Origin of the sequence: Candidatus Poriferisocius sp. (genome assembly GCF_965202595.1) — a bacterium.
GTDB lineage: Bacteria > Actinomycetota > Acidimicrobiia > Acidimicrobiales > Bin134 > Poriferisocius.
This window is the reverse complement of sequence record NZ_OZ241836.1, coordinates 2120759-2141493: the sequence shown is the minus strand read 5'-3', so window position 1 is coordinate 2141493 and position 20735 is coordinate 2120759. Positions and strand designations below refer to the sequence as shown.

At 64.9% G+C, this 20735-nt stretch carries 17 protein-coding genes; 11 read left to right on the top strand and 6 right to left on the bottom strand.

Translation table 11 applies throughout. From position 1 onward, the window contains the following. Positions 1-822, bottom strand: a complete 822-nt coding sequence (locus tag ACOGXC_RS09705; protein ID WP_419917996.1) for a hypothetical protein — start codon at positions 820-822, stop codon at positions 1-3. Positions 823-1096: 274 nt separating this feature from the next. Here ACOGXC_RS09705 and rmuC point away from each other — a divergent pair, with 274 nt between their 5' ends. Further along, a complete protein-coding gene (rmuC, locus tag ACOGXC_RS09700; protein ID WP_419917995.1) occupies positions 1097-2500 on the top strand; it encodes a DNA recombination protein RmuC in 1404 nt (467 codons plus the stop codon). An 11-nt stretch (positions 2501-2511) separates the two neighbouring features. Here the strand turns inward: rmuC and ACOGXC_RS09695 are convergent, their stop codons facing one another. After that, positions 2512-3060 (bottom strand): SixA phosphatase family protein, encoded by a 549-nt coding sequence (locus tag ACOGXC_RS09695; protein WP_419917994.1) that lies wholly within the window; start codon positions 3058-3060, stop codon positions 2512-2514. Positions 3061-3282: 222 nt separating this feature from the next. Here ACOGXC_RS09695 and ACOGXC_RS09690 point away from each other — a divergent pair, with 222 nt between their 5' ends. The 3 genes from ACOGXC_RS09690 to ACOGXC_RS09680 are packed head-to-tail and all read left to right on the top strand — an operon-like array spanning position 3283 to position 6267. Further along, positions 3283-5298 carry a DUF6851 domain-containing protein gene (locus ACOGXC_RS09690; RefSeq protein WP_419917993.1) on the top strand — a complete coding sequence of 672 codons (2016 nt, stop codon included), beginning with the start codon at positions 3283-3285 and terminating at the stop codon, positions 5296-5298. A 58-nt stretch (positions 5299-5356) separates the two neighbouring features. Beyond that, positions 5357-5830, top strand: a complete 474-nt coding sequence (locus ACOGXC_RS09685; RefSeq protein ID WP_419917992.1) for a DoxX family protein — start codon at positions 5357-5359, stop codon at positions 5828-5830. Next, entirely contained in the window at positions 5788-6267 is a 480-nt protein-coding gene (locus ACOGXC_RS09680) for a globin (protein WP_419917991.1), read from the top strand. The genes ACOGXC_RS09685 and ACOGXC_RS09680 overlap by 43 nt, the downstream gene beginning before the upstream one ends. A gap of 231 nt (positions 6268-6498) precedes the next feature. Here ACOGXC_RS09680 and ACOGXC_RS09675 read toward each other — a convergent pair whose 3' ends face one another. Next, positions 6499-7815, bottom strand: a complete 1317-nt coding sequence (locus tag ACOGXC_RS09675) for a DUF1015 family protein (RefSeq protein WP_419917990.1) — start codon at positions 7813-7815, stop codon at positions 6499-6501. Then, positions 7812-9029: an NAD(P)-dependent oxidoreductase gene (locus ACOGXC_RS09670; protein WP_419920054.1), complete on the bottom strand. Its 1218-nt coding sequence runs from the start codon at positions 9027-9029 to the stop codon at positions 7812-7814. The genes ACOGXC_RS09675 and ACOGXC_RS09670 overlap by 4 nt, the downstream gene beginning before the upstream one ends. Positions 9030-9106: 77 nt before the next feature. On the opposite strand from ACOGXC_RS09670, the gene ACOGXC_RS09665 reads away from it, so the two are divergent. The 4 genes from ACOGXC_RS09665 to ACOGXC_RS09650 all read left to right on the top strand — a co-directional run bounded on the left by ACOGXC_RS09665 (position 9107) and on the right by ACOGXC_RS09650 (position 13904). Beyond that, complete coding sequence (locus ACOGXC_RS09665; RefSeq protein WP_419917989.1) at positions 9107-10501, top strand: ABC1 kinase family protein; 1395 nt, start codon at positions 9107-9109, stop codon at positions 10499-10501. 107 nt (positions 10502-10608) lie between these two features. Next, positions 10609-11490, top strand: coding sequence for a TIGR03619 family F420-dependent LLM class oxidoreductase (locus tag ACOGXC_RS09660; protein WP_419917988.1), 882 nt, complete (start codon positions 10609-10611; stop codon positions 11488-11490). A gap of 107 nt (positions 11491-11597) precedes the next feature. After that, positions 11598-12752, top strand: a complete 1155-nt coding sequence (locus ACOGXC_RS09655; protein ID WP_419917987.1) for a sulfotransferase family protein — start codon at positions 11598-11600, stop codon at positions 12750-12752. 96 nt (positions 12753-12848) lie between these two features. Next, positions 12849-13904, top strand: coding sequence for a hypothetical protein (locus tag ACOGXC_RS09650; protein WP_419917986.1), 1056 nt, complete (start codon positions 12849-12851; stop codon positions 13902-13904). 3 nt (positions 13905-13907) lie between these two features. Here the strand turns inward: ACOGXC_RS09650 and ACOGXC_RS09645 are convergent, their stop codons facing one another. Together ACOGXC_RS09645 and ACOGXC_RS09640 are read right to left on the bottom strand one after the other, a co-directional pair. Then, a complete protein-coding gene (locus ACOGXC_RS09645) occupies positions 13908-14843 on the bottom strand; it encodes an SDR family oxidoreductase (protein WP_419917985.1) in 936 nt (311 codons plus the stop codon). A gap of 113 nt (positions 14844-14956) precedes the next feature. Further along, positions 14957-15829, bottom strand: a complete 873-nt coding sequence (locus ACOGXC_RS09640) for an LLM class F420-dependent oxidoreductase (protein ID WP_419917984.1) — start codon at positions 15827-15829, stop codon at positions 14957-14959. Between the two features lie 134 nt (positions 15830-15963). Here ACOGXC_RS09640 and ACOGXC_RS09635 point away from each other — a divergent pair, with 134 nt between their 5' ends. From ACOGXC_RS09635 to ACOGXC_RS09625, 3 genes are all read left to right on the top strand, one after another. Continuing rightward, entirely contained in the window at positions 15964-16752 is a 789-nt protein-coding gene (locus tag ACOGXC_RS09635; protein WP_419917983.1) for an enoyl-CoA hydratase/isomerase family protein, read from the top strand. Positions 16753-16894: 142 nt separating this feature from the next. Beyond that, positions 16895-19252, top strand: a complete 2358-nt coding sequence (locus tag ACOGXC_RS09630; RefSeq protein WP_419917982.1) for a CoA transferase — start codon at positions 16895-16897, stop codon at positions 19250-19252. Between the two features lie 101 nt (positions 19253-19353). Further along, positions 19354-20715 (top strand): TrpB-like pyridoxal phosphate-dependent enzyme, encoded by a 1362-nt coding sequence (locus ACOGXC_RS09625; RefSeq protein WP_419917981.1) that lies wholly within the window; start codon positions 19354-19356, stop codon positions 20713-20715. The last annotated feature ends 20 nt before the right edge of the window (positions 20716-20735 follow it).

The following is a 20735-nucleotide window of genomic DNA, read 5'->3' as shown; positions in this document are numbered from 1 at the left end:
TTACCCGATAATTCCCAAATCTTTGGAGCCAACTAGTTTTTTATAATAGACCGCGTGTAAGAATTCATGCATTAAATCACTTATTACACCATATTCATATTCTCCATAAGCCCAATCAGGTAAACTAGCCACATATATAATCCCATAGTTCGGATAATAACAAACACAAGGTACTTTACCTTTTATAACCACCTTGACATCATAAAAGACTTCCTTGCCAAGGTCTGTTAAACCCATCGCGTTGGCTATTTCAACCAAGTATTGAGGTTTGGTTTTTTCAATGGTAGCTATCCTTTGGGCTAAGGTTTGGTTGGGATTAACAGCCGGGGCGAGAATGGTGGTCGTCGTCGTTGTTGTGGTCACTGGAATGATGGTTGTGGTCGTGGTTGGTGGAATTGTAGTGGTTGTAGTGGTTGTAGTTGTTGTGGGAATTGGTGGTTGAGTAGTGGTTGTGGGGTTGCAGTTGTTGGGGGTTAGGTGGGTGTCGATGTTGTATTTGCAGCGGTAGACGTTGAGTAGGTTTTCCTGGTTCCGGATCAGCAGGTCACGGGTTGTGATCTCTTGGGGGGTGGGGGTACCGGTGAAAAGCACCGGGGGTGGGGGAGGCTGGGTGGGGTGGCCATCGGAGCAGCCGCCGTCAACGATGTGGGTGTCGATGTCGAACATGCACCGGTAGGTGTTCAGCAACGCTTCCTGATCAGCTACCAAACGATCCCGCAACCGAACATCACCAACAGTCGCACCACCGCCACCAGCCGCCACCGGGGCCAACCCGAACACCACCCCGGCCACCACCCAACCAACCAACAACAAACGCCTCACAACCACACCCCCTCCTGGGCATCTATTCTTACGGCAGTAAATATAGATGCCCATCGTGGAATTTGGTTTGTGGTGGTCATGTGGGGATTGGTTCTCTGGTGCTGAGTCTGCCTTCGATCGCCGAGCACGCTGACGGCTATTGTGGTACCCACGGGTGGCTCCTTTCATCAGGTTGTCCGTGAGGCTACCACAGCCCGGTGACAGTGCGTGCGGGGGGAGGGGGTGGGAGGGGCGGGCGGGAAACTGTCACCGGGGGTTTCTATGATGCGCAACCATGGAAATCGCACTGGTTGTTCTTGTTGTCGTGCTGGCGGCTGTCCTGGCCGTGGTTGTGCTGCGGGGTCGGCAGGGTGGAGGGAGTTCGGCCGCTCTCGAGGTCGAATTGAAGGTGCGCGGCGAGCAACTCGAGGCGACCATCTCTGAGCGTGATGCCGCGCGCACCGAACTAGCGTCAGTGCGGGGCGAAAGGGAGGATGCCCTCCGTGAGCTGGAACGGGTCAGAGCCGATCACCGGGCTCGGCAGGAGGAGCTGGACAAAGCCCGCGAGCAACTCGACATCCAGTTCAAGGGGATCGCAGACCAAGTCACCAAGGCCAACAGCGAGGCATTTCTGATGCAGGCCAAGGAACAATTCGAGAACCAGCGCAAGCTCAGCGCCTCCGATCTGGAGAAACGCCAGCAGGCCATTCAGGAGCTTGTGAAACCGGTGAGGGAGAATCTGGAGAGGTTCGAGAAGCAGGTCGGGGAGATCGAGAAGAACCGTGTTGGGGCCTATCAGAGTTTGGTGACCCAAGTCGGCCAGCTCCGGGGGGTCACCACCAGTCTCAGCGAGGCTTTGCGGTCACCGCAGATGCGAGGGCAATGGGGGGAGCAGCAGCTTCACAACATCCTGGAGCTTTCGGGGTTGAGCGAGCGCATCGACTTCTTCGAGCAGGACACCGTTTCTCTGCCCGAAACCGGGAGGAAGGGCCGTCCCGACGCGGTCGTACACATTCCCGGCGGGCTGAAGGTGGTCATTGATGCCAAGACCCCACTGAGTTCCTACCTGGATGCCCACAACGCCGACGATGAGCAACGCCAAGCCGAGCTGCTGAGGAGTCACGCCACCACGCTCATGGGCCATGCCCAGACCTTGGGGGATCGCGACTATGCGGCCGCGGTGGCCGGTTCGCCCGACTTCGTGGTGATGTTCCTGCCCGCCGATCCCATCCTGGATGCGGCCATGGACCAGAAGCCAACGCTATGGGAGGATGCCTGGCGCAAGCACCGGGTGCTCATTGCCACCCCCGGATTGCTGCTGGCCTTCTTGCGTACCGTGGCGGTGGCCTGGCAGCAGCAGGACCTTCAGGAGAATGCCCAGAGGATTGCCGAGGGGGCTGGGTTGTTGTACGACAGCTTGAGGGTTTACGCCGGTCACGTGGACAAGGTTGGGAGGGGACTCAACAGTGCGGTTAATGCCTACAACGACAGTATCGGCTCGCTGGAGGGCCGCGTGTTGCCCCGGGCCCGCAAATTTGAGGACTTGGGGGTGGAGATCGGGACAAAGCCGATCGACATGCTCGCACCGCTGGAGGCGCTACCTCGTACTGCATCGGCCGCCGAGATGGTCGAGGCTGAGGCCGGATCTTCCATGGAGGAGCTGCTAGATGTTCCCGATCCTGGGGGTGACGAAAGGTGAGGGTCGGATTGTTAGCGGTCGGTCAGCAACCGAGGGGGGATCAGCCACTCCAGCGTGCCGGTGTTGAGGTTCACCCAGGCCAAAGCTGCGGTGGGTATCCGCACGTCGGCCCCGGTGATCTGCTTGAGGGTGCCCGATATGGTCGGCTCGTGGCCGACCAGCATGGTGACCGGAGCCCGGCGCCGGCCGGCCAAAGAGACCATGTCATCCACCGTCCCGTAATAAAGTTCGTCAACGGTTTCTGTTGGACAGGTCCAGTTGCCGGCACTCATGGCCAATTCGAGGGTTTGATGGGTTCTAACCGCGGGAGAGCACAGCGCAAGGTCGGGCAATTTGCCGGTCTCGGCCAGGAATCGGCCGGCGGCGGCGGCCGCTCGGCGGCCCCGATCTGCCAGCGGCCGATTGAGGTCGGGTGTCTCGCCCGTGTCCCAGTCGGACTTGGCATGCCTCAAGAAGACGACGGCGGGCATGGGCCAGGGGGCGGAGTGGTTGGATGCTCGGCGGCTGATGGTCGTGCCGTTCCCCCGGGTACCCCCATCGGCGTGAACGGTATCGACCAACGTCGTCCCATGGGCTTACCCTAGCTGTAATCCTTATGGAGATAGTTGACTTTTAAAATGGTGGTTTATAAGGTGTGCCCACGGCTAGGCCGATTCTTGTCCCGATGGACTCAAGCAAAGGAGAAAATTGTGAAGGCAATTTTTAGAGGTTCCCGACATCAACTGCTGGCAGGCAGGTCCACGATGGGCGGTGGTAAGCGCCGGGGCATTCAGGCTATTGCCGTGGCCACAGCCTTCGTTCTGGTGGCATCGGCTTGTGGAAGTGGTGCCGGCGACACCGAGTCGCAGGGTGAACCCGAACTCCTACAGGTACAGCTCACGGCTGACACGGACGGCAAGGAGGGCATGGGCGACAAGTCCGAGGATGCCGGAGATAAGGAGGGTATGGGCGATAAGTCCGAGGATGCCGGAGATAAGGAGGGCATGGGCGACAAGTCCGAGGAAGCCATGCCGGGTGCGCCGACTGATGTGATGGCGGCCCCTAGGTTTACGGAAGCGACCATCACTTGGAAGTCGGGGAGTGAGGGAAGGTGCCCGACGACCGGTTATGCCGTCAGGGTTCTGAGTTATGGTGACATGTCCGAAGTTGTCGCCACGTCTCCTCAACTGGCCGATACCAGTTGGTATGTAAGTGGTTTGAGCTCCGATACCAAGTATCGGGTTGAGGTGTGGTCCTTCGGGGATTGCGGTCCGTTCCCGTTGGGGTTGGGGACAAGCATGTTCAGCACCATGGCCTTGCCGGGGCCGGTGGACTTCGAAGAACTGAACCGCACTCAAACACTTCCCCGACCCATGCTGCCGCCGCCACCGGGCCAGGTTCCAGGCCAGAGTTTCGATAATTTCATTTCCGGTAGTGCGTTGTGGGAAGTGGTCGTACCCAATGTGGCACCGTTTATCTTGCAGGATCTTTCCCATCCCCAAACCCCCGGCGGTGATGCCTCGCTGGTTCACTTCTATGTGACGAGCCTGATGGCCGCAGCCTTTGATGCCATGGCTCCTTACCATGAAACGGCAGTTGGGATGTATTCGCGCTTCGAGCGCCGCCCGGAAGAGGAAGGGCAGAGCAACCTGCTGCCCAACGAAGCATTGCTGTATGTGGTTTACCGTGTGATGCTGGAGTACGCGCCTCACCGGGCCCAGCAGTGGCGGGGCATGCTGGCGGTGCATGGGTTAAACCCCGATAACAACATCGGGATGGACCAGGACTGCTTCGACAACAACGCCACCACTCCCGCCGCAATCGGCAACTTGGCGGCCAAATGCTTCTTGGAAGGTAGGCAAAACGACGGGTTCAACGCAGTGGGCCAGGAGACCCCGGGGATGCCCTTTGCCGATACCACCGGTTACATGCCGGTGAACACGGCCTATGAGCTGAAGGATCCCTCCCGGTGGCAGCCGCTGATTGAGCGCCTGCGGGTGGGCAACTACCGGATTCAGCATTACGTGACACCCCAGTATGCCAATGTGCAGCCTTATAGTGGTATAGACCCTCGCTCGGTGCGTGTGCCATCGCCCACCGCCAGCAATCACATGAACGAGGAGGCCTACAAGGCCCAGGCCGATGAGGTGTTGGAGATCTCCAGGAATCTGACCGATGAGCAGAAGATGTATGTGGAGTACTTCGACAACAAGGTCCGGGATGCCATTTTCCTGCCGTGGGTCAAGAACGAGCACAACGTGGTCAAGCACATTCAGCTCGAGTTCTTGGTGCACATGGCGGCTTGGGATGCCGGCATCATCGCCTGGCAGGAGAAGACGCGTTACGACGCGGTGCGCCCGGTGACGGCGATAAATTACCTCTATCCGGACCTGAATTGGAAGAGCTACGCGCCTGCTTCCGATCATCCCGAGTACCCCTCGGCCACGACCATCTTCTGTGCTGCTTATGGTGAGGCCGCTCGGCTTTATACCGGCAGCGATGAGATAAAGGAAGGTGACTTCGTGGGCATGCTGCCTCCGGGCTTCTCGAGACTTGAGCCCGGGACACCGAAAGCGCCTGTCACCTTGAAGTTCGATTCCTGGACCGACTACGTCAACAAGTGTGGCGAGAGCCGCCTGTGGGGGGGCGTGCATTTCCGGGCCGCGGTGGATGCTTCGCTCGAGGTAGGTACCGGCATAGGTGAGCACGCCTATGAGTACTTCAAGTCCCTCATGGACGGCGAAGCTCCTCCGAGGAAAGCCGCAGTTCCGCTGGACCCGGATCCCATGCTGGATGGGCCTAGCTGGACTGGCCGGTAGCCTCGGCAGGCAGGAAAGCCCTACTCAGCAGGTCTAACCTGTTCACAAAATAACGCCCATGAGCAAGCCTCATACATTGTTGCCGCCTGGCAACGGCCTGTCGGAAGCTTTCCTCATGCAGCACAAGGAGGAGTTCTATCTGCTGCTCCGTCTGTCGTTCGCACTGCTGACCGGCATGCACGGAGCGCAGAAGGCCTTCCTGATGTGGGATTTTCCTGCCGACCAGGAACTATCACCGCTGGTGGATGTAGCCGGGTGGGTCGAAGCAATCAGTGCACTCATGATTGCGGCCGGTTTATTGGTAAGGCTTGCGGCCGGAGCGATGGTGATCCTGCTGCCCGTTGCCTACTTCGTTGTCCACTTCGAGAGGGGGTTGTGGGCCCACCACTACCATCCGGAGGAGGGGTTCACCACTCTCCACCATGGCGGTGAGGTGGTAATGCTGCATTTCCTCATAGCTTGTGTCATCCTCGTTCTGGGGGGCAGGAAATGGAGCTTGGAACGCCTGATTTTCAAGAAGGAGTTGTTGTAACACCGGAACCGGATGCCGCGCAGTCGGTTTATGACGCGGTGGGTCGCCAGGAGTTCTTCGACCACTTGGTGGATCGCTTCTACGAAGGGGTGGCTGAGGATCCGGTGTTGCGTTCCCTGTACCCCAAGGACCTGGGACCGTCCCGTCGTAGGCTGGCTGGTTTCTTGGCCCAGTACTGGGGTGGACCACCTCACTACAGCGCCGAGCGGGGTCACCCCCGCTTGTGGATGCGCCACGCGCCCTTCGAGATCGGTGTGGCGGAACGAGATGCCTGGATGCATCACATGCGGTCAGCGCTGGACGAGGTTGATCTGCCCGGCGACATCCGCTCCGCCATGCTGGACTACTTCGAGTCGGCCGCCACCCACCTGATCAACAAGCAGCCCCCGGCCCCACCTTCCGATACCCGAAAGCTTCCACTTCGCCAACCCTCGTAGCCGACTGGCAAGGACCGCCGGCGATGCACACTTTCCCCGGGGGTGGTCAGGAGCGTGGCAGGTAACACTTTCCCCGGGGGTGGTCAGGAGCGTGGCAGGTAACACTTTCCCCGTGGGTGGTCAGGAGCGTGGCAGGTAACACTTTCCCCGTGGGTGGTCAGGAGCGGGGCAGGTAAAACTTTCCCCGTGGGTGGTCAGGAGCGGGGCAGGTAAAACTTTCCCCTGGGGTGGTCAGGAGCGGGGCAGGTGGGCAGTGGCCCCCTGGCCGATCACCCGCAAGAACACACCGGAGCGAGGCTTGGGGGCGAAAAAGCTGGATTTGGGGGGCATCAGCCCACCCTCGTCGGCCACTGCCATCAACTCGCGCACCGTCATCGGGTGCAGTGCGAACCCCACTTTGCCCCCGGCATCGCACCGGGCGGCCATCTCCTGCGCGCCGGCTGATTCGGGCAGGTACTCCACCGCCGACCGGTGAGCGAGCTCGTCGAGCCCCAGCACGGGGCCGAGTATGGATTGCCGCAAGCGCTCCACGTCCAGGTGGTCCACTGCCCGGTGACCCGCAGGGGGTGGCAACCCCAACTTGTGCCATGAGCCTGCGATGTACACCCCCACGATTCCCCGGGCCCGGGGGTAGGCATCCGCGGCGGAGCAGGCCGGGGTCACCTCGGCGGCTCTCGACAGCGCATCGAGGCGGCCGGCGGTACTGCGGGGGTGCTGGTCGAGAGCCAGCCGGTGGAAGGCCTGCACGTGGAGCTGCTCGTCGGGGAACACCACGGCCAGGGTCCGGGCCAGAGCCGGATTACCGGGATGGCCGGTCAACGCTCGCACCGCGGCGGCCGAGCGGTGATGGCCATCGGTGACGTACAGGACCCGGTCGTCGAGGGTCTCGACAACCGGGCGGGTGTGACTTTCGGGCACCGTCCAGACTTGATGGCGCACCGTTTCGGATCCGAACTCCAAGTCTGCGGCTACGGTCGAGGTGACCTCGAAAAGCACCTCCTCCAACTCGGTTGATGACCGCACGGTCATGGCCACCGGGCTGGAGGTGGCCCCGACCCCCAAGAGGTGGGTGGTGAGCAGGTCGGCCCGCTCGTCGTGGACGTTCTCGTGGATCCGGATGCGACCGTCGGCGAACCCCCGCACCGGCACGGTTCCCACCACGCCGGTCTGCGTGCCCTGCTCGTGGTCCAGCCGGTACAGGTACAGGGCCGGTCGGCCGGTGGGAGCGAAAGCCTGAGCTTCGAGGAGCCGGGTGAGGGCGGCGGCCCCCTCGGCCACGAGATCCTCGTAGGAGTGATGGTCACCTCCGGGCCGATCATCCTGGCTCCGGGTGACGTTCATGTAGCTGTACGGATTGGCCTCGATCAGCGTTCGGCGCTGTTGGGGCGAGAGGTTGTCATAGGCTCGGCTGATGACTCTGCCGGCCCAGTCGGGGCGCACGAGCCACCCGGAGAAGGGGGCCACCAGCGGTTCGTCACCCCCCCCACCGCCGGCTACCAGCGGTTCGTCACCCCCCCCACCGCCGGCCACTGCGGGCCCACTGGTCACGGTGCCGCCGCCGGCATGGTGTCGAGCACCGTGGCACAAATCACGTGCTCGATACCGCCGAGCACTTTCAAGACCTCATCGTCGAGGGTGCCGGACACCTCGATGATGGCCACGGCTGCCTTTGAGCCGGAGAAGATCCGGTTCTGCATGTTGGCCACGTTCAGATGCCGCCGGCTCAGCTCCTGGAGCACGCAAGCCAGAACTCCCACCCGATCGTAGTGGCGGATGCTCAAGGTGGCGGTGCGGTTCGGCACTTGCTCCAGGTTGACGCAATCCCGGGCCACGCCGGTCCGGTAGGCCTCGATCACCTCGGCGGTACCCTCGGCCACCGCCGCCTGGGACTGCTGGGTGGAGGCTCCTATGTGATGGGTGGCCGTTACCTTGTGGTGGCGGGCCAACTCCGAACTGATCCGCCCCAGCGCCTCGGGCGGTTCATCGGCAAAAACATCGAGGCCGGCCCGGAGCTCGGTGGCATCCAGCGCAGCCAGCAGCGCGGCCTCGTCGACCACTTCGCCCCGGCTGGTGTTGATGAGCACCGCGTCGGGCTTCATGGCGGCCAGGAATGCTGCGTCCACCATGCCCGAGGTTGTCCTGTCGCCGGGAACGTGCAGGGACACGATGTCGCTGACGGCGAGCAACGTGGCCCGGTCGGGCACCTCCTCCACCCCCATATCAGCCAGCTTGCGGTGCGTATGGGGGGAACGGCCGGGGCGGGGTTCGGTGACCACCCTCAGACCGCAGGCCCCAGCCCGCCGGGCCACCTCGAGGCCTATGGCCCCCATACCGATGATGCCCAGGGTGGATCCGTACAGGCCTCGGGCCTTGCTGTAGGTCTGCTTGTTCCAGTGACCGGCTCGGAGATCGGCAGTGGCGGGGGCGATGTGGCGGTCGATGGCGAACATCAACCCCAGGGTCAGTTCGGCCACCGCTATGGCGTTGCGCCCGGGCACCTTGCATACGAATATGCCCAGTTCGGCGGCCCGGTGGGTATCGATGGTGTTGGTTCCCGCGCCGGCCCGCACCACGAGTCCGAGCCGGTTGCCCGCTTCCAGGGTGGTGGCGGTGACCCTGGTGCTGCGCACCACCAACACGTCGAACCCGCCGATGTGCCCGGGCAGGCTCTCGGCGGTCAGCGAGGGTTCCACCACGCATTCGTCACCCCCGGTTCGCAGCCGCTGGATCGCGCTGGGGGCCAAACTGTCGGCAAAGAGGATTCGTATGACGGGGCCTCCGTTTCCAAGTGGTCGCCTCGGCGAGCCTTTGCGTCCCCTAGCAGGGTAGCTTCGGCGGGGTGGCAGGCGGTAGGGATCGGGGAGCGGTACCGGTGAAGGGACGTCTGGGCCGTACTGCCACCATGGCCGGGTTGGGGGTCCGCAGCGGGGGACGGTGGACGATGAGCAGGGCCAAAAGGGTGTTCGCCGGCGCGGGGCGGGTTGAGGCCCTCGATGCCGAGCGGGAGTTGCGCATTGCCGCCGACGTGGTGGAAGTGCTGGGGAATATGAAGGGCGCGCTGATGAAGCTGGGTCAGATGGCCAGCTATCTGGATGTGGGTTTGCCCGAGGCCACCCGGACCTCCCTGGCCCAGCTCCGGACCAACGCCCCGCCGATGAGTGCAGCCCTGGCCGCCTCGGTTGTCACCGAGGAGCTGGGCGCAGCCCCCGATGAGCTTTTCGAGCGGTGGGATCCGTCACCCATCGCGGCGGCATCCATCGGCCAGGTCCACCGGGCCATCACCACCGACGGTCGGGCCTGCGCGGTCAAGGTGCAGTATCCCGGGGTGGCTGAGGCCATCGCTGCCGACCTGGGGTCGGCCCGGGTGGTGTTTCGCGCCCTGTCCGTGCTGTTCCCCGGCCTGGATCCGGTACCGGTGGTGGAGGAGTTGCGCGAGCGGCTCACCGAAGAACTGGACTATGGGCACGAGGCAGCCAACCAGCACCTGTTCGCCGACCACTACCGGAACCACCCCTACATCTCGGTGCCCGAGGTGTACGACGATCTGTGCTCGCCCCGGGTGCTGACCACCGAGCTGGTTACCGGATCCGTCTTCGAGGAGGTGCTGAACTGGCCTCGTCGGCAGCGCAACCGGGTGGCTGAGACCATCTACCGGTTCTCGTTCGGGTCGATCTACCGCCTGGGGGCCTTCAACGGCGATCCCCACCCGGGGAACTACCTGTTCCACCCCGACGGCCGGGTCACGTTCCTGGACTTCGGCCTGGTGAAGCGGTTCACCCCGGCCGAGACCGCCCAGTTCGAGCGCATGCTCACCGCCATGGTTATCGACCGGGACATCGCTCGGTTCCGCGCCGAGGTGGTGGCCGCCGGGCTGCTGCCGGCCGAAGCCCCGTTCGACAACGCCGCGGTGGAGTCGTACTTCACCCATTTCTACGAGTTCGTACTGGAGGACGAACCCCGAACCTTCACCCCCGAGTACGCCGCTGCCGGGGTGCGGGCCATCTTCGAGGCCTCCGGGGTTCACGGCGAGCTGAAGAAGGTGCTGAACGTGCCCCCGTCGCTGGTGATCCTCCAGCGGATAAACCTGGGGCTGATATCACTTTTCGCCCAACTCGGTGCCACCGCCAACTGGCGGGGTATAGCCGAGGAGCTATGGCCGTTCGTGGACGGACCGCCATCCACCCCCATGGGCAGAGATGCTCGGGCTTGGCGCGAATCCCTATCCCCACCGTGAGGAGGCCCCGATGCCACGCTGCTGGTGGGCACGGATGCTCAGGCTTGGCGCGAATCCCTATCCCCACCGTAAACATCGGGTCGTCCGGTGTCCTACGCTGGCGGGTCATGAAGTTCGGCATCGGTTTCGCCAACATCCTCCAATGGACCACCGCCCAGGGTGCGGTGGAGTTCGGTCGGGCGGCGGAGGCGGCCGGATTCGACTCGGTGTGGACAGTGGAACACGTGGTCTATCCCGACGAGTACGCCTCGCAGTATCCCTACGACCCGTCGGGCAGGATGGCGATGACTCCCGACTCCCCCCTGCCCGATCCTCTGATATGGCTGGCATGGGTGGCAACGGCCACCACGAACCTGCGGTTGGGCACCGGTATCTTGATCCTGCCCCAGCGCAACCCGGTGGTGCTGGCCAAAGCCCTGGGCACGCTGGATTCCATGGCCGGTGGCCGGGTCACCCTGGGGGTGGGCGTGGGTTGGCTCAAGGAGGAGTTCGAGGCTCTGGGTATTCCGTGGGAGCACCGGGGGCAGCGCACCGACGACTACATCGGAGCCATGCGGGCGCTGTGGGACAGTGACAGCACATCGTTTTCCAGCCACCACGTATCGTTCTCCGGGGTGAGCATGAACCCCAAACCGGCCGGGGGTCGGGTACCCATCGTGATCGGTGGGCACTCGAGGGCGGCGGCTCGCCGGGCGGGCCGGCTGGGTGACGGTTTCTGGCCCGGTCCCCGCCAGGGGGTGTCCATCGCCGAACTCATCGACGTGATGCATCAGGAAGCCGCGGCCGCCGGCCGGGACCCCGGCAGCATTGAGATCACCGTTGGCCTGCCCAACACGCCCATGGACGATCCCGCCGGGTTGGTGCAGGAGGTGGCCGACCTGGGGGCTCACCGCCTGATCGTCCCCTCGTTCTTGTTCTTGGCCGACACCGCCGAGACGATGGCGGCCTTCGGCGAGCAGCTTCGATCCGCAGCCCAAACCCAAGGATGATTGCTATGGACAAAGTTCATGCCGCCGCGATCAATGATTCCCATCGATAAAGTTCATCCCGCCGCGATCAATGATTCCCATCGATAAAGTTCATCCCGCCGCGATCAATGATTCCCATTGGTAAGGTTCATGCCGCCGCCATCGAGCGCACCGGCCTGGAAGATTTTGGTTCCCGTGATTACTGGCAGGGTTTGAACGTGTTGGTGGAATCCTTGGAGATCGAGGCGGCCATGACCGCCACCGGCCGCCACGCGATCACCGAGATCATCATCCAGGCCCTGATGGGGCGGCTCAGGGCCGAGGCCGGTTTGAAAGCCCGGCCCGAGGCAGCTTCCTCCACCATTGCCCGCCCGCTGGTGATCGTCGGCCTGCCTCGCACCGGCACCACCGCCCTGCACCAACTCATGGCGGCCAGCCCTCACTTCCAGGGATTGGAACTGTGGCTGGCGGAGATGCCCCGCCCCCGCCCACCCCGTGACCAGTGGGACCGGATCGGTGATTACACCGCTTGCCGGGCCAAGACCGATGCCATCGCCGAGATGGATCCGGAGCGGGCCGCCATTCACATGCAATCGGCCGAGCTGGTGGACGAGTGTTGGAATCTGCTCCGCCAGTCGTTTGCCAGCGTGACCTTCGAGTGCCTGTTCCGCATCCCCACCTACTCGGCCTGGTGGGCGGCCTGCGACATGGGTCCGGCCTACGCCCAGCATCGCCGTAGTATCGGGCTGATCGGCGTGGACGAGCCCGACACGTGCTGGCTGCTCAAGGACCCCAGCCATCTGTTCGCCCCCGAGGCGCTGTTCGCCGCCTACCCCGACGCCAACGTGGTGATGACCCACCGGGATCCGCTGAAGGCGGTGGCCTCGGTGTGCAGCCTCACCGCGGTGAGCCGCCGGGGATTCGAGCAGCATCCCGACGGCATCGCCCACGGCCGCGAGCAGACCGAGCTGTGGGCCCGGGGTATCGACCGTATGCTGGCGGCCCGAGCCGGTCGAAAGGATCGGTTCCACGACCTGCACTTCAGCGACTTCCAGGCCGATCCGCTGGGTAGCGTGGCCGCCATCTGCGACCGGTTCGGCTACCCCTTCGACACCGCCGCCGAGCGGAGGATGGCCCGGTGGGCGGCCGATCATCCCCGGGGCGAACACGGCGTTCACGACTACAGCCCCGAATCTTATGGCCTGCGGGCCGAGGACCTCAACGAACGCTTCGCCCGCTACATCGAGACCTGCGGGGTGGCGGTCGAGCAATCGGTGGTGTAGGTATGGGCCATTCGCAACCGGCGGCAGCGGTGAGCGCATCAGTTTGGGTGTGGCGATGACCCCGGGAGTATGGGGTATCAACAACCGGCGGCAGCGGTGAGCGAGATCGATCTGGCCGGGAGCTGGGAGGGGTTCTGCGATGCTCTGAGGGGTGCGGGCCGCCAGGTGCTGGAGGCTGCTCCCGACGATGACTTCGACCGGGCCGAGGGGTTGCGCTACGTCACCCGCCTGGCCACCAACTTCTTGCGGGCCAACCTGGAGGAGGCCGATCCGGCCCGGGCTCTACTCAACCAGTCGGGGGTCAAGATCGGCCTGGACAACCCCGACTACGTCTACGGTGCGGCCCGGCTTTCACCGAGCTTCGAATACCGGCTTCGGGGCCGGCTCAACGATGCCCACTCCATCCGGATGGGGGCCTTCAGCGGGGGGTTGGGCACCCCTGAGGGGTTGATCCGGGACAGTTACCTGACCACCGAGGACCTCTCGGTCGCAACCGGCGGCCTCTTCGAGGTGACCATCAGCACCGAACCCCGGCCCGGGCCGTGGTTGGCCATGAAGGAGGGCACCAACTCGCTGACCATCCGCCAGACCCTGCTGGATAGGCCCAATCAAACCCCCGCCGAGCTGACTCTCGAGCGCACCGACGGTGGCAGCCCGCCCCAGCCGGTGGATCCCGAGCGGTTGGCCGGTGCGCTGGGCCGGGCCGGTTTCACCGTGACCGCGGTGGTGGATCAGTTCCTGGGCTGGTCGGCCGGTTTCGCAGCTCACCCCCACCGGATCAGACCCATCGACCCCGAGCTGTTGGCTTTCGCCCAGGGCGACCCCGACACATCCTACAACTACGGTTATTACGACCTGGGTCCCGACGAGGCCTGGATCATCGAGTTCGAACCCCCGGAGTGCGAGTACTGGAACATCCAGCTCGGCAACCACTGGCTGGAGTCGCTGGACTTCGAGCACTACCGGACCAGCCTCAACCATCACACTGCCGTCGTTGAGGGCAGTGGCACGGTGCGGGCGGTGGTGGCCCGGCGCGATCCCGGTCACCCCAACTGGCTGGACACCGCGGGCCACGCCCGGGGAGGTCTGGCCCTTCGCTGGGTGGGTGCCGGTTACGACCCCGAGGTTCGCTGCCGGGTGGAGCCGATCTAGATCCTAGATCTCCCTTTCGGGACGGCCGGGGCCGCCGGCGGGGTTTCCGCCCATGTCGGCGTTCAGCTCGGCCCTGGCCATCAGATCGGACACGATGGGGCCGAGAACGGTGGGATCCTGGGAATCGAGTTCCACCGCCGGCCCCCGGACCCAGCCCTCGGCTATGGCCAGCGAGGAACCGCCGGCCAGCCAGACCCGCCCGGTCACGTTGGATGCCTCGGGGCTGCACAGCCATACCGCGATTGGTGCGACCCACCGGGGGGCCATCGACTCCATGGCATCGTCGGGGATCTGGCCGCCGCCCATCAGCGGGGCGGTGAGCCGGGTGAACGCGCTGGGGGCTATGCAGTTCACCGTGACCCCGTAGCGCACCAGCTCCATGGCCGATATGACGGTGAAGGCTGCGATGCCCGCCTTGGCGGCACCGTAGTTGGTCTGTCCCACATTGCCGAATATCCCCGACGGGGACGAGGTGTTGATGATCCGGGCATCGAAGCTGCGCCCGGCCTTGGTTTGTTCCCTCCACCAGGCGGCGGCGTGGTGGACGGGGGCGAAGGTGCCCTTGAGATGCACCTGTACCACCGCATCCCAGTCGGCCTCGCTCATCGAGAACACCATGCGGTCCCGCAGGATGCCGGCGTTGTTGATGAGTATGTCCAGCGTTCCGAACGTGTCGATGGCTTGGTGGATCATGGCCCGGGCCGCCTCGAAGTCGCTCACGTCGGCACCGTTCACCACCGCCTCGCCGCCCAGGGCCCGGATCTCCTCGACCACCTCGCCGGCGGGTCCGGTGTCGCCACCCCGCCCGTCGGGTTCGGCCCCCAAGTCGTTCACCACCACCCTGGCCCCGTGCTCGGCCAGCATGAGGGCGTACTCCCGCCCGATGCCCCGCCCGGCACCGGTGACCACCGCGACCCTTCTCTCGCAAAGCTTTTTCATGATATCCAGACCCTTCCTTCGCAAAGCTTTTTCATGATGTCCAGATCCTTCCCTCGCAAAGCTTTTTCATGATTTCAACCCCTTTTTGCTGTCGAGATTATGTTGCGGTCGAACTATAGAAGAGCACCGGCCAGGGTTCGCCACTGGGCGATGGGCAACTCGCCCCGGGGGGTGAGCACCTGCACGGCCACGTGGTCGGCCCCGGCATCGTGGTGAGCCTGGATGCGGGCCGCGATGGAATCGAGGTCGCCCCAAGCCACAATGGCATCCACCAGCCGGTCGGACAGATCGGTGGTGTCGGCCTCGGTGAACCCCAGGCGGTGAAGGTTGTTCACGTAGTTGGGCAACCCCATGTACATGGCCATGTTCTCCCGGGCCAGCGACCGGGCCTTGTCGGGATCGGTCTCCAGGCACACCTTTTGCTCCGGGGCCAGCAAAGCATCGGGACCCATGATCTCCCGGGCCCCGGCGGTGTGCTCGGGGGGCACGAAATAGGGGTGGGCCCCGGCGGTGCGCTCGGTGGCCAGCGCCAGCATCCTGGGACCCAGGGCGGCCAGAACCAGCGGTGGGCTCTGCTCGGGGCCGGCGGCCATGAACATCGCCCCCTCCATGGCATCCAGGTAATCCACCATGAACGAGTAGGGCTTGGAGTAGTCGAGTTTGCGGATTCCCTCGATGAACGGGCCGTGACTGACCCCGATACCCAGCAGGAACCGGTTGCCGAACGCCTCGGCCACCGTCTTCTGGGCCGCCGCGGTGGTCATGGGATGGCGAGCATGGATCTGCACTATCCCGGTGGCGACCTTCAGCGTGCTGGTGGCCCCCAGCATGACCGATGCCGACACGAACGGATCCCGGCCCACCGCCTCGGGGATCCACAGCGTGGGCCAGCCCAACTCCTCCAGCTCGGCGACGATCTCCCGCACCCGGTTCGAGGGCTGCTGGTCCAGAACGCCCTGCCACAAACCGATCCTTCCGATATCCATAGCCGGCGACTCTAGTTGCCCCCTTCCCCGAGGTCGCATTGCTGGGACTACCGGGTAATGCCCTTCGCGGTTGCCCATGATCCGTAAGTTGCCCCCTTCCCCGAGGTCGCATTGCTGGGACTACGCTTCGAGCCGTGCCCAGTTATGAGAACCTGCTGTACGAGGAGTCCGACGGGGTGGCGGTAATCACGTTGAACCGGCCCGAACGGCTCAACGCCCTGGACAACACCTCCTGCGATGAGTTGCGGGCCGTGTGGGCCCATCTCCGCTACAACGACGATGTGCAGTGCGTGATCCTCACCGCCACGGGGGAGCGGGCGTTCAGCTCGGGGGTGGACATCACCGGTTCTTGGCGGCAGCCCAGCTCACCGTTCATGGTGGACGATCCGATTTCCACCGTCGGCCCCAAGTCCAACGACTACTGGCGCCCGGTTATAGCTGCGGTTAACGGCATGGCCGCGGGAGGGGCCTTCTACCTGCTGGGCGAGGTGGAGTTCATCATCGCCGCCGACCACGCCACCTTCTTCGATCCCCACGTCAGTCACGGTATGGCCGCGGTGAACGAGCCCATGTTCATGCTCCAGCGGATGCCGCTGGGCGAGGTCATGCGGCTGTCGCTTTTGGGCCGCCACGAGCGCATGTCGGCCCAGCGGGCCTTCCAGATCGGGCTGGTTCAGGAGGTGGTGCCTGTGGGTGAGCTAATGGGCGCGGCCCGCTGGTGCGCGGAGGCGATCGTGGCGGCTCCCGAGCCGGTGGCCATCGAGGCCACCATGAGGGGTTTGTGGACCGCGCAGTCCACCACGCTGGCCAACGCGATGAACAGCGGGGTGGCTTTTTTGAGCCTGGCCGGAGCCGAGGAGCAGATCACCGAAAAGGCCCGGGGCATCAAGGAACAAACCCGTATCGAACCCCGTATCCGATGATTGGGGCAAGGGCGGGGGAGATGGCCCGCAGCCAGGGCGCGGGTATCCCGTATCCGATGATCGGGACGGGGGCGGGGGGTATGGCTTGTAACCAGGGCGCGGGTATCCCGTATCCGATGATCGGGGCCGGGGCAGGGGCGAGATGAGGCCGGGTGCGCTGGAGGGGCTTCGGGTGGTGGATCACACCGACATGCGGGGGGCGCTGTGCGGTCGGGTGCTGGGCGACCTGGGAGCCGAGATCATCCGGGTGCCGCCGATCCCCGATGCCGGCGGCCCGGCCCATGCCCATCGCAACGCCAACAAGGCAATGGGCGATCCCGCCGACCTGGAGGCGCTGATTGCCGGTGCCGACCTGCTCATCGACAACTCCGGGTTGGATTACGTCGAGCTTGCCGGGTGCTGCCCCGCACTGGTGGTGGTGGCGCTGACCGACATGGGTCTGACCGGCCCCCGGTCGGGCTGGCGGTTGGAGCCGCTACCCGCGTTTGCCTCCTCGGGGGCGCAGCACCTGTCGGGTTTCATGGACAGGTCTCCGTGCTGGCACCCCGGCTACATCGCCCACGACTGCGCTTCGGTGCTCGGTGCTCTGGGTGGGCTGGCCGCGGTGATGGGTCGCAGCCGCCACGGGCGGGGTCAGGTGGTGGAGATCAGCGTGCAGGAGGCAGCCCTGGGTGGGTTGAACCCCTGGTCGGTGCTCATCCCCGACTACTTGGCGCACTTTCCCGAGCTGCCGGCCAAGGGCCACCGCAACGCCGACGGGAACTACTGGATCTTCCCGGCCCGTGACGGCTGGGTGCGCACGGTGATCGGCACTCCCAAACAGTGGAACGGCTTTGTGGAGGTGCTGGGTGGCCCCGATGCCCTGACCGGACCGGAGTGGAGCGATGGCGTTTTCCGGGCCCGGAACCGGGACGTGATTCACATGGTGGCCGACGGGATCCTGGCTCAGCACGACCGGGTGGATCTGTTCGAGCGTGGCCTGGCCGCGGCCACCACCATTGGCGTGATCCAGTCGCCCCGCGAGTTCGTGGCCCACCCGCAGGTTGTGGGCCGGGGGTTCTTCCGCCACGACGTGGAGGGTTCCGAGGGGTTGCCGGTGCCCGATGCCCCGTGGAAGCTGTCGGCCACCCCCGCCGGGATACGCAGGCGGGCCCCGATGTCCACCGACGAGCCGGCCCGCTTCAGCCCCCGTGCCTCCGCCAACCGGTGGGCCCCGGGGTCCCTCGAGGGTTCGGCGGGTACTGGCGACCTGGTGGGTACTGGCGACCTGGCGGGTACTGGCGACCTGGTGGGTACTGGCGACCTGGCGGGCGCCGGAGGCCTGTTGCTGGCCGGGGTGCGGGTGGTTGAGTTCGGGGTGGCCGCGGTTGTACCCGAAGCCACCTGGATGCTGTCGGAACTGGGGGCCGATGTAATCAAGATCGAATCGGTGGTCCACCCCGACTCGCTGCGTCTTGCCGGCCGGGGCGATCTCAACAAGGCCTTCCCGTTCAACGCCGAAAGCCGGGGGCGAAGGTCGGTGGCCCTCGATCTGACCACAGATCGGGGTCTCGAGCTGGCCCGGGAACTATGCACCGCCGCCGATGTGGTGGCCGAGAACCTGCGGGGCGGGTCGCTGGACAAGCTCGGACTGGGGTGGGACGACCTCTCGCCCGCCCGCCCCGACCTGGTGTACGTGTGCTCGCAGGGCTACGGCCGGGGTGGCCCCATGGGCAGGATGCCGGCTTACGGGCCGCTCAACTCCGGGTTCGCCGGGGCCCACTGGCTCTGGAACCATGCCGACGTCGAGTACCCGTGCAGCACCTCGTTGAACCACCCCGACCATATTGCCGGCAAGCTGCTGGCCGTGGCGGTGCTGGCCGCCATCCACCACCGCCGGCGCACCGGGCAGGGCCAGCTAATCGACATGGCCCAAACCGAGGCTGCTGCCTACCTCATCGGCGAGGTCTACATGGCCGCGGCGGCAACCGGTGCCGATCCCCGGCCCATTGGCAACCGATCCGAGACGGTGGCCCCCCATGATGTGTATCGGGCGGGGGGTGATGACGATTGGGTGGCGCTGGCCTGTCACGACGACGAGTCATGGCGGCGATGCTGCGGCGTGATCGGTATAGAGAACCACTGGCCCACCACCGCCGCCCGGCTGGCCAACGGGGAAGCGGTGGATGCCGCGGTGTCCGCCTGGATGGCCGGGGGTGGGGCCGACGACCGGGCCGAGCGTTTGCAGGCCGCCGGGGTTTCGGCCATGGCGGTCATGGGTCCCTTCGACCACCGGAGCGACGAGCATCTGGCCGCCAGGGGTGCCCTCGACGTGCTGGAGCATCCGGTGGTGGGCCGGGAGACCCATGTGGCCAACCCCATCCGTTTCGGCCTCACCGCCAGGCGCACCGCCGGCCCGTCCCCGCTACTGGGGGCCGACACCGTCGAGGTGCTGGGCGAGGTTCTGGGTATGACACCCGATGAGGTCTCGGCGCTGGCCGCGGCCGGAGTGTGCCGCTGAGGATCAGATCCTGGCCCACCTGCAAGCCTCGGTCTGACCTTCACCGGGGGCGGGTGGGTTGGTGTAGGTTTTTTTGTTCAGAGCTTGTATGGAGGACACCCATGACCGATGAGTACTACCGGGTTGCGCTGCCCGATTCGGAACTGCCCACGCAGTGGTACAACATCATCCCCGACCTTCCGGCACCGCCCCCACCCCCGCTGCATCCGGGCACGCTGGAACCGGCCGGACCCGACGACCTGGCCCCTTTGTTCCCGATGGCTCTGATCATGCAGGAGGTTACCGGAGACTCATTCGTGGACATTCCCGGTGGCGTGCTCGATGTGCTCCGCCTGTGGCGGCCGAGCCCGCTGTTTCGGGCCCGCCGGTTGGAGCGGGCGCTGGATACCCCGGCAAAGATCTTCTACAAGTACGAGGGGGTCAGCCCCGCCGGTTCGCACAAGCCCAATACTGCGGTACCTCAGGCTTTCTACAACCACCAGGAGGGGATAACCCGGTTGACCACCGAGACCGGGGCCGGGCAGTGGGGAAGCGCACTGGCGTTCGCCTGTGCCCAGTACGACATGGCCTGCGAGGTCTGGCAGGTGGCTGCCTCCTACCGCCAGAAGCCGTACCGCAAGACGATGATGGAGGTGTGGGGGGCCACGGTGCATTCCAGTCCCTCCGATGTCACCGCCTACGGGCAGGAGCTGCTGGCCGAGGATCCCGACCACAACGGGTCGTTGGGCATCGCGATAAGCGAGGCGGTGGCGGTGGCTGCGGCCGACCCCGGTACCCGCTACGCGCTGGGTAGCGTGCTGAATCATGTGTTGTTGCACCAGACGGTCATCGGTGAGGAAGCTCTGAAACAGTTGGCCATGGTGGGCGAGACCCCCGACTTGCTGGTGGGCTGCACCGGTGGGGGATCCAACTTCGGTGGGCTGTCGTTCCCGTTTTTGCGGGAGAAGCTGGCCGGGCGGATGGACCCGGTGATCCGCTGTGTCGAGCCCGCGGCCTGCCCATCGCTCACCAAGGGGCAGTACCGGTACGACTTCGGCGACACCGGCCAAATGACCCCGCTGTTGAAGATGTATACGCTGGGCCACAGCTTCATCCCCGACCCCATCCACGCCGGCGGGCTGCGTTACCACGGCATGTCGCCGCTGGTGTCCCACATCCATGACTTGGGTCTGGTGGAGTCGGTGGCCATCCCGCAGTCGGAGTGCTTTGCGGCGGCCCTGCAATTCGCCCGCACCGAGGGCATCGTGCCCGCCCCCGAGCCCACCCACGCCATTGCGGCGGCGGTGCGCGAGGCTCTGGCGTGCCGGGAGTCGGGTGAGGAGAAGGTCATCCTCACGGCCATGTGCGGCCATGGGCACCTCGACCTGGCCGCCTACGAGAGCTATTTGTCGGGTTCGATGGTGGACTTCGATCTGAGCGATGAGGCCATAGCCGCGGCCATGGCCACCGTCCCCGAACTCTAGAACCCCCAACCCCTAGAACG